This window comes from Marinithermofilum abyssi, assembly GCF_014641195.1.
Lineage (GTDB): Bacteria > Bacillota > Bacilli > Thermoactinomycetales > DSM-45169 > Marinithermofilum > Marinithermofilum abyssi.
In genome coordinates, this window is sequence record NZ_BMHQ01000002.1 from 381,649 (window position 1) to 396,122 (window position 14,474).

Below are 14,474 nucleotides of genomic sequence, written 5' to 3' on the forward strand. Positions count from 1 at the left end.
TTATTCCATCGCTTTCTTAAATTCTTTCGGATACAGGGCTTTGGAGATTTCCAGCAAACCGTCGGTAATCCGCGGACCGGGACGGCTAACCAGGTTGGTGTCCAATGCGTGCACCCGATACTTTTTCACCGCGGCGATATTTTTCCAACCGGAGCGTTTTTTCACCGCTTTTTCATCCGGGTGGGTCATCAAAATCACATCGGGATTCCATTGCACCACTTTCTCACCAGAGACCTGTTTCCACCCCTGGATGTTGCCCGCCACATTTTTCCCGCCGGCCAAGGTGATCAACTCGTCCATAAAGGTGCCTTTTCCACCGGTAAATAAGTCGGGGGAAACTTCCAGCCATACTTTTGCCTTTTGGTTGTCAGCGACCGATTTGGCAACCTGTTGTGCTTCCTTCTGCTCCTTCTTCATCTCGGCGATCACTTGATTCGCCTTTTTCTCTGCATGGACAGCCTGTCCAACCGTCTCGATGGATTGAAATACTTCCTTCAGATTGGCGCCTTCATACACCAAAACCGGCAAACCCAATTTCCGAAGTTTATCGATGGTTTTGGGATCATTGTTGGGCGATGCCAACACCAAATCCGGCTTCAGCTCCACCACTTTCTCGGCATTGATGTTCATGTCTCCCACTTTGGGAAGCTTTTTGACCTGCTTGGGATAGTCGTCGTTCGTCGTCACCCCTACGACATGATTCCCCTCCCCCAATGCATAAGCGATTTCCGTCATGTGCGGCATCAGGGACACAATGCGTTTCGGCTCTTTCTTCAACGTCACTTTTTGTCCGGTCTGATCGGTTACCGTCACAGGGTAGGATCCGGACGCATGCTGATCGTGACCCGCTTTTTCCGTTCCTTGCTGCGACGGGGAGCAGCCCGCCGCAGCCAGCACCAGTACCATAGAAGCAACGAAGATTGCAATTTTAGACCAACGCTCGCTCATGTACTTCCTTCCTCTCCATTCTTTTTCGAAAAAACAAAAAACCCATTGCCGCCGAGGCTCAGGGTTTGCCGCCACCTCCCGAAACAGACGGATGCCGGAAGGTGTTGCGGTCTCCTTTACCTCGAAGGAGATCGCAAGTGTCCGAGGGAAAAGGCAGGTCTCCTGGCTTGTGGCTCCTCGCTTCACTGCGCCTTCCCGTTCGATGACAGTGGCTTTCTGCAGTGTCGCTCCCCACTTACAGTGGCGGGACCGCGCCGGATTTACACCGGCTTCCCTTTTCACTTTCGCCCGTAAGCGAAAGACCTTTTCCTTCTCTTCACTTGTGGCTTCATTATATACGAATGTACTAATGGGTTCAATCCAGTGACACCGTCGAATCCCCGCTTGCTCCCATGATACAATCGTTAGTGAGAGCGATAAAAGGGAGGGAAGGCGTTTTTGCGCCGCAGACACATGACAGTGGTACCTTTTTCATTGGAAGTCGGAAAAGAAGACCGTATCATTCGGGGAGAGGTTTTCACTGGAGAACCGTCGGCTTCAACACCTGTATTGGTCCTTTGTCACGGATTTAAGGGATTTAAAGATTGGGGCTTTTTCCCTTATGCAGCAGAGGAATTGACAACACGGGGGTTTACGGTGATCACCTTCAATTTCTCGATGAATGGAGTAGGCGAAGTGCCGGATCAGTTTACAGAACTCGATAAATTTGCCCGCAACACGTACTCCCGGGAACAAGAGGATCTCACCCTGTTGTTTGCGGCACTGCGCACCGGCCGATTGCCCCTGCCCGATCATGCGGACACCCAGCGCACCGGCCTGATTGGGCACAGTCGAGGAGGAGCCAACAGCCTGCTGTTTGCTTTGGATCATCCCGCAGAAGTTCAGGCTGTTGCCCTATGGAACAGCATTGCCAATGTAGACTTGTTCTCTCCCCAGATGAAACAGGAGATGAAGGAGCAGGGAAAAACGGTCATCGTCAACGCACGAACACAACAAGAGATGCCGATCCTTGCCGAAGTATTGGAAGATATCGAATCCCACCGCGAACAGTTTGACATCCTGGGAAGACTCTCCCAACTCCATCAGCCCCTGCTTATTCTGCAAGGCGACGAAGACTTGGCCGTTCCCGTTCATACGGCTGTGGATATCGACAAGCGAGCGCCCCACTCTCAACTCCACGTCCTTCCCGGAGCCAACCATACCTTTGGCGTTGTTCATCCTTTCCAAGGAACGACTCCCCATCTAAGTGAAGCTTTGGATAAAACCGCTTCATTTTTTCATTACCATTTAGGATGAATTTTTAACACGAAAAGGCCGGCATCCAGATGCCGGCCTTTTCGTCTCAAGGGGGTCAAACTTGTATCGATTAATAGGAAAGGATTGCAAACATAAACGAGCTTTATTCAAGATTTTGTTCAACAGCGGAAGCGATGAGCAGCATCAGCGTTATTCTCACTATAATAGATTTAAAAATACATGTCAATCACTAAAATGATAAATTTATGTAAAGACACCCCTTTGTCAACCGGGAATATTCCCCAACTTGCTTCCATTTTCAAGAAAGCGGTATTTTTATCTACCATCAACGTTCTTCCATTCGGGATGGTTTCATCGATGAAAATGGGGTTTGGACGACATCAACTGAAGAAATCCTCAGCGACCGCTTGTTTTTTACGATGTCCACCCAGTTTTACCGTTGGCGAGGACCTTTCCAGACAAAAGGCGACTCGAACCCTCGCCGCCACCGCTTCCAATCCTCTCGATACCGATACAGGATCAGGGTGCCTACCGGGAGCACGACGATGAGCAGATACAGCTTCGGGAAAAAGAAAAGAGCAGCGACCATCACAGTCACCACTGCGGCCATGGTGGAAAACGACAGGTAGCGGGTCAAGACCAAACATATGCCGTAAGCCGCCAACCCTACCACAATCAACAGCGGCGACAAGACCACCAAGGTACCTGCTGCTACCGCCGCTCCTTTCCCTCCGCGAAAACCCGGAAATACCGGTGCCACTTGGCCAAGAACCACCGCGATGGAAGCCGCTACTGCTCCCGACCACCCGCCTGCCAACAGACCCAGTCCGGCCGCTGTCATCCCCTTCCCCGTTTCTACTGCCAGCCACCATAAGGCATCCTGTATCTGTGACGCAAAAAAAACCGCACCGCGGGCAGAGGGCCCCCTCCATCCCTTCCCTTTGATGAACAGCGCCGTCGGCAACGTACCGATAATGTATGAACCCGCCACAACCAACCAGAGCATCGACGACGCCTCCTTTTGTCAGTAAGAAGGATATCTTTTCACCATGAGCAGCATCAGAACAATCAGTCCGCAGTAGCCGAAGAAGGGGTAGACAGCCCCGACGAAGACCGGAAACCCGATTAAAGAGCAGAGATACCCCAAGATAAATATCGCTGCCATCAGCGTATTGATACGCAAAGGAATCCACTGTTCCAGATTGGCGGCCAATCCGTACACATTGCCGATCAAGGTGGTAAAAATCTCTCCCCACATCACGGCGAGAAAGAAATATTTCATCCCTTCGCCCAACGTGGCGATCACCAAAGCGATAGGAATTTCCAATTGAAAGATCTGCGGACTTTTCAAGGCGAGGGCAAAGTTGCTGGCCAACAGCATGATCCCTAATCCCGCACCGCCTAACCAGCCTCCGATTCGGAGGGTTTTCTCATCCTGGATCTCTCCACCCATGGGAACCAACACCGCTTGGGACATCGCCAAGTTGAACGCCACATATGTAACGGCAGACATTACCCAGTGCCCTTTATCCGTATGGGGGGCCATCGATAAAAACCCTTCTACACCGCCTCCTTGAAAACCCTGAACCCCGACCAAAACGGTAAAGATAAACATGAGGGGCACAACCAGCGCATTGACAGACAGGATGCCTTCCATCCCCCGCATAATGACCAAAAAAGCGATCAATGATGTCACAAGCACACCAAAATGAAAGGAAAGGCCCATTTGTTCGCGGAACAGCGCACCGGTCCCCGACATCATGGCTGTCGTAACACCAAACAATACCAGCCCGACAAACACATTCATCCAACGGCCCCATCTGTTTCCGAACAAATAGAGATTAAACTCCTCATAGGAATGGGCGCGCAATCGAGCCCCCATCACCATCATTCGTGTTCCCAACCAGGAAAACAGCAAGGTGACCGCTAGAATCGCCCACACCCCGCCCAATCCATAAACCGTGAAAAATTGCATGATTTCCTGTCCCGACGCAAATCCTGCACCCACCACCGTACCGATGTAGGCAAATCCAATCCTTGCCGCAGCAAACCAACGTTCATGGAGTACCACCGTGACCCCTCCCCCGGCAAACTCGTCCCGTTAAGACTAGTTTATGGGGGAAAAGCCGGGTTAGAACCCGCACAGAAAAAGGCTTGCCGCATTTGCAGCAAGCCTGGCTTGGTACTGCTATCACAAAGATACCCTCAATCGCTTTTCCACCGTAGCTTCCTCTACTCTCTCTCCGGTTGGTCCCCCCCTTCGGATCCTTGCTGTTCGCCCTCCCCTCCTGTTTGATCTCCGCCTGCTTCTTCTCTGCCCGGAGGCGGCATAATATCCAATCCGGGACGCTGATCACCGCCCGGTCCTTCCTGGCCTCCCCCGGGTTCACCCGGCTGATCTCCTTGTTGATCCCCCTGTTCGTTTCCGGGCGGCTTTTCCGGCGGGGGAGGCTGGATCGTCACTTTTAACGTATTGGAGGGTTGGGCTTCCTCGTTTGTTACCGTATCGATGGCAATGACGCGATAATAGTAGGTTTTGGGTTTGCCGCTGCCAAATATATCATCCAGGGGATCTCCTGTTTCCGGCTGCGGGAACACGATGTCCCTGTCTTCATATCCCCCTTCCGGCGTCTGTGACAAGAGAGACCAGGAAGCACCGTCTTCCGACCGTTCCACCCGGTAGATGACCCGATCCGAGTAATCATTCCAGTTCAGCCGGATGGATTTTGCCGCTTCATCCACCTCCCCGTTCAGTTCTACCGGCTTCAGCTCAAAAGGCGGCTCCGGCTCTTTGACTCCCGGGTTGGTGAACCGGCTGACAGGTGTATCCCGGAGCGTCTGCCACATGACCCGTCGAAAAATCTTGGCAGGGTATTCCCCTCCCGACAACTCCACCTTCCCGTCCTCTTTGTTGTATACCATCGCGGCCATTACATACTCCCGGGTATATCCGACAAACCAAGCCTCTTGGCTGTCCTGGGTGGTTCCCGTTTTCCCCGCTACATCCCGCCCGTCCGGCAACCGGGCCGAGGTTCCGGTACCGTTTTGGACATTGTACCGAAGCATGCGAGTCATATAATAAGCAGTTTTGGGGCTGAAATTCTCCCGGCGCTCAACTTCTTGCAGGGGATCGACCGGTTCCTCCTTAAACTGGATGCGATTAATCGCATGGGCCGATGTCCATTTGCCGTTATTGGCAAAAGGCGTGTATGCCTGCGCCATTTGTACCGTATCGACCCCTTTGGTCAACCCGCCCAAAGCCATTGCAGCATACGAGTGTTTGTCCTTTTCCTCAAGCGGAATTCCCGCTTGTTCCGCATATCGCACAGCGATATCCAAACCGACTTCATTTTTCAACAGCCATGCCGTTGCGACATTGAGCGATTTGGCGATCGCTTCCTTCATGGGTACTTTGCCGTAATAGCGCTTTTGAAAGTTTTCCGGCTTCCAACTGTCGACATGAAAGCCCGGGGGATCCTGGATGTCGGAGTATTCGTCAAATCCTTTTTCCTCGACGGCAGGAGCATAAACCGATACCGGTTTGATCGAAGAACCCGGTTGTTTGGGTTCCAGGGAACGGAGAAGGTAGCCCCGGCCCAAATACTCCCTCCCTCCGGCGATGGCAGCAATCCCTCCCGTTTGCGGGTTCACCATCGTAGCCCCGCCGTCCAACTGCTTATGGTTTTGAAAAAGGGAGTCGTCCTTGATCGCCTTATCCATCGCCCGTTGCGCCTTGGGCACCAGCTGGGTGTAGATTTGATAACCGCCGGTTGCGAGCTCCGTCTCCGACAGACCGAAGCGCTTCTCCGCTTCCAGCATGACATAGTGCTTGTAGGCCTGATATTGATCCTTTTGGATATATTTTTTGAGATACGATCGATTTACACCCAAATCCATCTGTTGATAGCGCTTTTTTTCCTCTTGTGTGATCAGGCGTTGTTGGGCCATCACTTCCAACACCACATTGCGCCGCTCTTTAGCCTGCCCCGGATTTCGGTAAGGATCATAAGCAGAAGGCGCCTTCGGGATACCGGCCAACAGCGCCACTTCATGAGGCTCCAGCTCATCCTTGCTGATGTCTTTATCAAAGTAGATTTTGGCTGCCATTTTGATACCTTGTACATCATTTCCGAAGTAGATGTAATTTAAATAGGCTTGTAATATCTGCTGTTTGGTGTAATTGCGCTCCAGATTCCAAGCTACAAACACTTCCTTGATTTTGCGTGTATAGGTTTTTGCACTGTTCTCCAAGATGATGTTTCGGGCCACCTGCATCGTAACGGTGCCTGCACCCTCCGCTTTTTTTCGCTCCATCAGATTGGTAAACAAAGCCCGGGCTACCCCGCGGTAATCCACTCCGTGGTGCTGGTAAAAACGACGGTCTTCCACCGCAATGAAGGCATCCTCTAACAACTTGCGGGATTTGACCTGCTTCAGGGGAATATATTCTCTCTGACCCGACCCCAACTGAGCCACAGGCTTTCCTTTTACGTCATAAATAGTGGAAGCAAACTGGATCTCGTCCATCCGATCCAGCGGCATCGATTTGGCGGACAGCATCACCGCCGAACAGCCGCCCACCACCAGCAGCACCGTAGTCAACACAACCAACACAAACCACTTTTTCGTGAAAAAACGCCTGCCGCCGTTGCCGAACCGATCTTTGCGCGAGCCGTAAATTTCTTGTCGGGAAACCGGGTTGCCATCGCCGTTTTTCTGAAAATCATCCATCCTCTTAACCCCCAACCTAAGGTTTCCTTTTGTACTTGCCCTCTGATAAACACAAAATCGTATTTTCTATCTATTTCTTAAAATATATGGGAAATGTTCGATTTATTTATATACTACTGAATTTTATCGGAAAAGCCAACAACTTCCGTATGAGGATAAAAAAAGAGACCGGCAAATTGCCGGTCTCTTGTACGATGTGGAGGATTAGAAGAAGCCTCCGTCATCCTGTTGTTGTCCATCGGGCGGTGGCGGCGTTTGATCCCCACCTTGCTGCTGTTGATCGCCGGAATCTTGTTCACCGCCCTGTTGTTGGTCACCGCCGCCAAGGAAACCGCCGGGATCTTGCTGCTCACCCTGATCGGTGTTTCCTTTTTTATCGTCGGGCTTATCGCCTTGATCCTGACCCGGTTGCGGCTGCTGCGGCTGAATGGCCACTTGGGCCACATTGCCCGGATCGGCTTCTTTCTTCTCGCCGCCTTTGGCTTGGGTATCAATGGCGACAATTCGGTAATAGTAAGTCTTCGGTTCCGCCGGCTGATCCCCGCCGAAGAATCCGCCACCGGCATCCGGCATTTGAATACCCTTATCGGAGAAGGTACCTTCGGTGGTTTCACCGATGGGCTGCCAGTTGGACTGGTCTTCGGAGCGCTCCACCCGATATTTCAGGCGGTCAGAGTAATCGCCCCACTGCAAAGTCACCTGCTTGCCGGCCTGATCGAAGGAAGCTTGCAAGTCTCCGACCGGCTTCAGCTCAAACGGCGGTTGCGGTTCCGGTACACCCGGGTTTTGGAAGTCTTTCGGCGGAATGCCTGCCAGTGTCTCTTCCATCACTTGCTTAAAGATTTGTGCCGGGTAACCGCCGCCGGTCAGTTCCACCTCTTCGCCGCCTTGGTTAAACACCGTCACCGCCGTCACATAGTCCGGGGTGTAGCCGACAAACCATGCTTCCTTGCTGTTCTGGGTAGTACCGGTTTTCCCGGCCAACGGCCGCCCGTCGTTCAGTTTGGCATAAATCCCGGTACCGTCTTCCACAACATTGCGCAGCATGCGGTGAGTATACCAAGCCGCTTTTTTCGTATAGACCCGTTTCTTTTGGTTGTAATCCATGCCGTCTTTGGGCTCGAGAATTTCTCCGTCCGGCTTCACGATTTTCCGAATCACGTGAGCCGGTGCCACTTCCCCGGCATTGGGGAAAGCCGTATAGGCTTGTGCCATTTGTACGGTATCCACTCCGCGGGTCAAACCGCCCAGACCCAAGGCCGCATAGCTGCCTTTGTCTTTGGGGCCCAATTCCAAGCCGGCTTGGACGCCTTTTTTATACGCATAATCCAGCGTCACTACATTTTTCAAAAGCCAGATCGTGGAAGCGTTCAGAGACTTGGCCACCACTTCCTGCATCGGGATATCCCCGTGATACTCATTGTCATAGTTTTTCGGGGTCCACTGGCCGATGGTGATCTTCTTATCCGGAACCGTATAGTACTCGTTATAGTCGCCCCGTTCCACTGCCGGTGCAAACACCGTCAACGGTTTGATCGTGGAGCCCGGCTGATGATTTTCCGTCGCCCGCAGGGCATATCCAGGCAGATACTTTCGCCCGCCGCCCACAGCCGCGATCTCGCCGGTGTTCGGATCCACCATGGTCAGACCGGCATCCAGGTTTTCGTGCCCTTTGTAGAAGCGTTTATCCTTGATCGCTTTATCCACCGCTTCCTGGGCTTTTGTGTTTAAGCCGGTGTAGATTTTATAGCCGCCGCCGGCCAGTGTCTTATCGTCGATGCCAAAGCGCTTCTCCGCTTCCCGCTTGATCATCTCTTTATAAGCAGCGGAGCCATTTTGTTTCACGTACTTATTCAGGTTTTCCTTATCGACGCCCAGCGGCATCTTTTTGTATTTCTCCGCCTCTTCTTTGGTAATCAACGGTCGAATGGTACTGTCCGTCTGGGCCATCTTATCCAGCACCACATTGCGCCGGAACTTAGCTTTCTCCGGGTTGGTAAAGGGGTTGTATCCTTCCGGTGCCTTGGGCAGACCGGCCAACAGTGCAATCTCCTGGGGTTCCAGCTTGTCCTTGGTGATGTCTTTGTTGAAGTATACCTTGGCGGCCATCTTCACTCCGGCCACATCGTTGCCCAGGTAGATATAGTTCAGATAGCTTTGCAGAATATCAGCTTTACTGTACTTTTCCTCCAGATTCAGGGCCACAGCGATCTCGTTCAACTTCCGGGACATGGTTTTTTCCCGCTGTTGCAAGACCGCGTTCCGGGCCACCTGCATGGTGATCGTACTGGCCCCTTCCGCTTTCCCCATGGCGACGATGTTGCGGACAATCGCCCGGCCAAACCCTTTGTAGTCGATCCCGTTATGCTGGTAGAACCGCTCGTCCTCCACTTTGACAAAGGTGAGCGGCAGCAACGGGTTCTTTTTCTGCATCTCTTTCATGGTGATGGGTTCCCGGTTGACCGCCCCCAGCTTGATCGCCGGCTGGTTTTTATGGTCGTACACCTGAGTGGAATAATCCATCTTTTGAATTTGATCCAAAGAGTAAGTAGGCGCCGACATCAGCACGGCGGAGCATCCGCCCACGGCGAGCAGTATCGCCGTTACAAACACAAGCAATATCCATTTCCAGTTGAAGAAACGTTTCCAGTTTCCCTTTCCACCGTTCCCTTTTTTGCGAACGATGGTGCGAGAGCTTCTGCCGTGGGCTCTCGCACGGGAAGGAAAGGACCCGTTTCCCCTTCGCAATTCGTCCATGATTTATAACCCCCTGATGCAAAGTACCTCGATCTGCCTGGCAACGGGACCAAGCATTCGCTGTGCTTGCACTGGTTTCCCTCTCTATTTCTCATTCACTTATCTGTCTACTTTACATACAACCCTGCGTCTTGTCTATGACATTTTTATCCATGCCACCGGCATCACCGCTGCTTTTCGTCTTTTCAACTCCCTTGCTCTCAAATTTGTCGAATGTGGTATATTGGGTACGAGGTGATCGAAATGAACACAAAAGCGGCAGCGTTTGCTTGCCGGTTCACCGGGTTTGTCGGTTTGCTGGCATCCCTGCTCCTATGGAAACTGTATGGCATCGGCGGCTTGATCACCGGGTGCCTTTTATCCGGTTTTTGGTTTATTTTGGGATGGTACTATTCCAGATAACCCGGAACCCGAACGGTGTTGAAATAACACCCTTACATTATAACGCAATTTTATCCTTATTTGTTGCGCCGATTACACAATAGAACAACCGCCCTAACCGGCGCGGTTGTTCTTGTACTTATGGCCAAGCAGGCCCTATGACTTTTCATTCAGCGAAAAGAAACGGTTATCAAACCCTCCAGAAACTGGGATCACCGCGCCGGTGATAAAGTCGGAGTCGGGGTGTGCCAAAAACCGGATCACTCGAGCCAGATCCTCTCCGGTCCCCGGCCTGCCTACCGGATTGCGGGGGTCCTTTTTCCCCGTAGCGGCAGAAATGGGCGCTTCCTTATAGGGATGGCGAATATCTCCGGGACAGACCATATTGACAGTAATCCCGTTGGGGGCTTCTTCCCGCGCCAGTGTCCGAGTCAAGGACACCAGCCCTGCCTTGGCAGCCGCATAGGCGGAGTATCCCTCCCAAGCCGGCGCGTGTTCCACCTCGGTAAAACCAAAAGTAACGATGCGCCCCCACTTCTGCTTCCGCATCATGCGGACCGTTTCCTTCACACAGTAGAACACCCCGGACAGGTTGCCATCCACCATCTCCCGCCACTGTTCCTCGGTCAGATCCAGCAAGGGAATCCGCCGAAACAGAAACGGGCCGGCCGCACACACCAGCACATCCAAACGCCCCCATTCCCTGCGAATCCGGGCGGCGATGCTTCGTACATCTTCCCGTTGGCCGACATCGCCTTGCATCAACAATACCTGCCGGCCCAGGGCACGAATCTCCTCTGCCAATCGTTCTCCCGCTTCCCGACTCGACCGGTAGTTGAGCACAAGATCGTAGCCATCGGCAGCCAGACCCTTGGCTATCATGACACCCAACCCCCGAATCCCTCCGGTTACCCAGGCCACCTTTGCCGTCACCAAAGATCCCTCCCCTTTTTGCCACCCGTATTGTACCCGAGAGGCAGGCATGAAAAAACCCCTGTTTTGATAACAGGGACCGTTTGATTACAAACTTTACCATACAAAAACAGAGAGCCCTTCTACCCATCGCTCTCTTTCCGACGTCACAGACGGGACGCTGTCCACTCCAAAGTATAGCGTGACGGTGGAACGTAGCGACACGAATCACGTCGAAATGCCCTGTGGGTGCGATGTCCCAAATTTAACAGGGACTTATTCTGCCCATTCCTCAGTAGGTTCCAAAATCATTTTGGTTATCCACAACAACAGGGATCCGGCCAGAGTGATACCCACCACGGTAAACCACAAGGGAAAAGGTTCCCATAAGGAAACGGCCAGCACGATCGCCGTCACACCGCCCAAGGCGATAACGCTGAACAGCCGCCTCTTCGTCCACCAGGCCAAACCAGCGGACAGCAGCGTCAGTATCGTCATGGCTTGCCATTCCCAAAGAGAAGCTACCGACCAATCGACCATACACGCTTCCTCCTTGCTTGTATATCCATTCCTATCTTTTCCACATCGTTCGGCAACATACTCCCTTGGCATACTGCGGTAAGCTTTTCGCTTTCCGAACGTTGCCTTCTCTTCATAACGTGGCTTTCCCAGATGCCAAGGAAAATCGGTACCGCCATCTCATCATTGTATGATCGATTGTGGTCGCTTTTCCCTTGTCAGCATTACCGGTACGATCAGGACAGACGGGGAACATAGACAGACCGGATGATCGTTCTTTGATACGGCATTCCCTTGTCATCCTTCCCTTTCAAATCAATGGTGATGTTGTACACACCGGATTCTTGAACAGGGACAGATCCTGTGAAGCGCCCCTTTCCTGTTGATGACAATACCATTTCTCCAGCCTGTTGGCCCATCTGGTTTCCATCAAAAGCGCGGGGAGGCACTACCCACACCGTTGCCCGCAGTTGCGGCTCTCCTTGCTGGCTCGGAATATGAACCGTCAATGAAAGCCGGTTTTCCTCGACGTCGGACATGGCTATCTGCACTCGGACCCTTTCCGCTCCTTTTAAGGTGGCGGTCAACAGGTAGGCCCCGTCCTCCGGGCTTTCCAGACGGACTTTCCACAATCCCCGTTGGGGAGTCGGAATTTGAAAAGCCTGCACATGGGCGGAAGCGAAAACCTGGTGATCGGTGCCGTGAATATACTCTCGGCTGCGGGCGCTATAGATGGTTCCGTCCGGCGATTCCAGCTTTACCGTCACATGGTCTTGATCGGTCAACACCTGGAAAATCCCCTGCTCCAAGGAATCTGGAACCGCGATTCCCTCCTCCAGCACCTGACCCGCTGTCAACTTGCCTCCCCTGACCACTTGTTCACCGCCGCTTGGCGAAGGGACGGCTGCCATCCCAGCAGCGGCCACTTCGGCATGGCCGACTGGATCGGCTGTTTTGATACTCCGCAAATAGGGATCCACCCGTGGAAAGGATGTGCGGCCCAACCGGATAGCATCGTGATCCCACTCCTCGGTATATAGATGGCGAGCATAGGGGAGAGGCGTACTCCACACATTGACCAGCCCGTCATTTTCCCCATGGACGGACAGGTAAGCACCACCTGTCCACAATGCAGAAGGAAAGGGGCCCCAATCCGTTCCCGCCGCTGTGTAGTACGTGTTTTTCCCGGCATTCCGATGTTCGTCGGTGACCGAACGGAAGTGTTCCATATAACCCGTTTGCAGCGATTCCGTCCCTTCATCCCTGGCTCCGATCAACTCTGCCAGCCAACCCGCCCACCAGCTGAAAGCCAGATCCGCCAAATGAGATCCCCGATGGGGGGAAGACAGCGTTACCACCCGTCCCACATGGGGCCATGCACCGTAGTGAATCAGCGCAGATTGGGCATCAATCCCTCCCTTGCTGTGAGCCACAATATTCACCGGTTCACCGAAGTAATGGTGAATGTCTGTCAAGAGTCCCGCCAAGAGCTTTCCGTTGTCCCACATGTCGGCAGCACCGTTTCCCGCCGCATCATACAATTGGACAAAGGCGGTTCGATACCCCTGGTTATACGCATAGGCGTACATGTCGTTGGTGCCGTAATATTCCGTATCTTCCCACCAGTCTTGGGCTTTCCCATTCAACCCCGGGACAAAAACGATCGGCGGTTTGGATCGATCTGCAAGGGGCGGCGTCGCACCTATATACCAAGTACCCGGAGTATACCCCTGAATCGACACATCGGCAGCAGAACGGCGTATGGGCTGAGGCGGCGGTGCATCTCTCCCCTCCTTTCCATGGACGGATCCGGCAGCCCAGAACATTCCCGTGGTCAATACTCCCAACCCCCGTTTCATTGGAACCGACTCTTCCCTGGACAGAGCGGTCTCGGCTCCACTCCTGTGCTTCTTAGATTCTTCCCGTTTACAAAAAAAACCTCCCCATAGGAAGGGATGGGGGAGTGGGATTCAATGATCCTCAAGAAAATGAAGGACCCTCTCCATATCCGCCGGCAACGGAGAGGACCACTCCACTTCCCGGCGTTCACGGGGGTGGAAAAGCTTCAAGTAAGCCGCATGAAGGGCCTGCCGCTCAATGGGGAAGTCTGACCGTTCTCCTCCGTACAATGCATCCCCTATGATCGGATACCCCAGATAAGCCAGGTGAACGCGAATTTGATGGGTCCGACCCGTTTCCAGGGAGAGCCGGAGGAGGGTAGCATTCTGCCAACGTTGCAGCACACGGTAATGTGTCACCGCATGAGCACCGTCAGACCGCACTTCTCTGCGCGTGGGGTGTTGCTCATCACGCCCGATGGGAGCATCGATAATCCCTCCCTCTCCCTTCATCCGCCCATGGACCAGCGCCAGGTAATCCCGCCGATACCGCTTGCGTTCCATCTGCTCCGCCAAGAAAGCGTGGGCATAGGGATGTTTGGCGAACAGGATCAGACCGGAAGTATCTTTATCCAGCCGGGTCACAGGCCGCACGGCGCGATCCTCTCCCCGCTCCTTCCAATAATGGACCAACCCGTTGGCCAACGTTCCCGAATACACCCCTTTGGTGGGATGCACTACCAATCCCGGCGGCTTGTCCAACAAAATAACGTCCTCATCTTCATAGACCACCTGAATGGGAACCGGTTCAGGAGAAACGGATTCCTTTTCTTCCTCCGGCATCCGCACCCGGATCACATCTCCTGCCTTCACCCGGGATGTGAGAAACACCGTCCCGCCATTTACTTCCACGGCGCGCTGTTGCTTCAATCGCCGAAACATGCGGCGGGAAAAGCGAAACCGATTCCGCAAGACTTGTTGCACCATCTTCCCGTCTTCATCCGGGCGGACTTGGTGAAAAAACACGGCGGCTTCCGATTCACCCGTCATCCGGTTCCCTCCCTTCTTAAAAGCCTGTGTCCACCCACGTCACAAGAGCCCGCAGGTACACGTTACACCTTAAACGCTGGG

Annotated in this window: 11 protein-coding genes and 1 riboswitch; of the genes, 2 read left to right on the forward strand and 9 right to left on the reverse strand. The window is 53.2% G+C overall.

Annotated features, from left to right (window positions below; translation table 11 throughout):
* Nucleotides 1-948, reverse strand: a complete 948-nt coding sequence (locus IEW70_RS04140) for an ABC transporter substrate-binding protein (RefSeq protein WP_188646640.1) — start codon at nt 946-948, stop codon at nt 1-3.
* 135 nt (nt 949-1,083) lie between these two features.
* Nucleotides 1,084-1,270, reverse strand: a riboswitch (cobalamin riboswitch).
* A 116-nt stretch (nt 1,271-1,386) separates the two neighbouring features.
* Between IEW70_RS04140 and IEW70_RS04145 the strand changes: the two genes are divergently transcribed.
* Nucleotides 1,387-2,244, forward strand: coding sequence for an alpha/beta hydrolase family protein (locus IEW70_RS04145; RefSeq protein WP_188646641.1), 858 nt, complete (start codon nt 1,387-1,389; stop codon nt 2,242-2,244).
* A gap of 394 nt (nt 2,245-2,638) precedes the next feature.
* On the opposite strand, the gene IEW70_RS04150 is transcribed toward IEW70_RS04145, so the two are convergent.
* From IEW70_RS04150 to IEW70_RS04165, 4 genes are all read right to left on the reverse strand, one after another.
* Entirely contained in the window at nt 2,639-3,211 is a 573-nt protein-coding gene (locus IEW70_RS04150) for a glycerol-3-phosphate acyltransferase (RefSeq protein ID WP_188646642.1), read from the reverse strand.
* 18 nt (nt 3,212-3,229) lie between these two features.
* Nucleotides 3,230-4,276, reverse strand: coding sequence for a YkvI family membrane protein (locus IEW70_RS04155; RefSeq protein ID WP_188646643.1), 1,047 nt, complete (start codon nt 4,274-4,276; stop codon nt 3,230-3,232).
* Between the two features lie 161 nt (nt 4,277-4,437).
* Nucleotides 4,438-6,936, reverse strand: coding sequence for a transglycosylase domain-containing protein (locus IEW70_RS04160; protein WP_188646644.1), 2,499 nt, complete (start codon nt 6,934-6,936; stop codon nt 4,438-4,440).
* A 204-nt stretch (nt 6,937-7,140) separates the two neighbouring features.
* Nucleotides 7,141-9,693: a transglycosylase domain-containing protein gene (locus IEW70_RS04165; RefSeq protein WP_188646645.1), complete on the reverse strand. Its 2,553-nt coding sequence runs from the start codon at nt 9,691-9,693 to the stop codon at nt 7,141-7,143.
* A 243-nt stretch (nt 9,694-9,936) separates the two neighbouring features.
* Here IEW70_RS04165 and IEW70_RS04170 point away from each other — a divergent pair, with 243 nt between their 5' ends.
* Complete coding sequence (locus IEW70_RS04170) at nt 9,937-10,095, forward strand: hypothetical protein (protein ID WP_188646646.1); 159 nt, start codon at nt 9,937-9,939, stop codon at nt 10,093-10,095.
* Nucleotides 10,096-10,230: 135 nt separating this feature from the next.
* Here IEW70_RS04170 and IEW70_RS04175 read toward each other — a convergent pair whose 3' ends face one another.
* The 4 genes from IEW70_RS04175 to IEW70_RS04190 form a co-directional block, all read right to left on the reverse strand.
* Nucleotides 10,231-11,007 carry an SDR family oxidoreductase gene (locus IEW70_RS04175; protein WP_188646647.1) on the reverse strand — a complete coding sequence of 259 codons (777 nt, stop codon included), beginning with the start codon at nt 11,005-11,007 and terminating at the stop codon, nt 10,231-10,233.
* Nucleotides 11,008-11,262: 255 nt separating this feature from the next.
* On the reverse strand, nt 11,263-11,526 hold the full coding sequence (locus tag IEW70_RS04180; RefSeq protein ID WP_188646648.1) for a hypothetical protein: 264 nt from the start codon (nt 11,524-11,526) through the stop codon (nt 11,263-11,265).
* Nucleotides 11,527-11,741: 215 nt separating this feature from the next.
* The gene (locus IEW70_RS04185) at nt 11,742-13,364 is read right to left on the reverse strand and encodes an esterase/lipase family protein (protein ID WP_188646649.1); all 1,623 of its coding nucleotides are present in this window, start codon (nt 13,362-13,364) and stop codon (nt 11,742-11,744) included.
* 111 nt (nt 13,365-13,475) lie between these two features.
* Nucleotides 13,476-14,393: an RluA family pseudouridine synthase gene (locus IEW70_RS04190; protein WP_188646650.1), complete on the reverse strand. Its 918-nt coding sequence runs from the start codon at nt 14,391-14,393 to the stop codon at nt 13,476-13,478.
* Nucleotides 14,394-14,474: the final 81 nt, after the last annotated feature.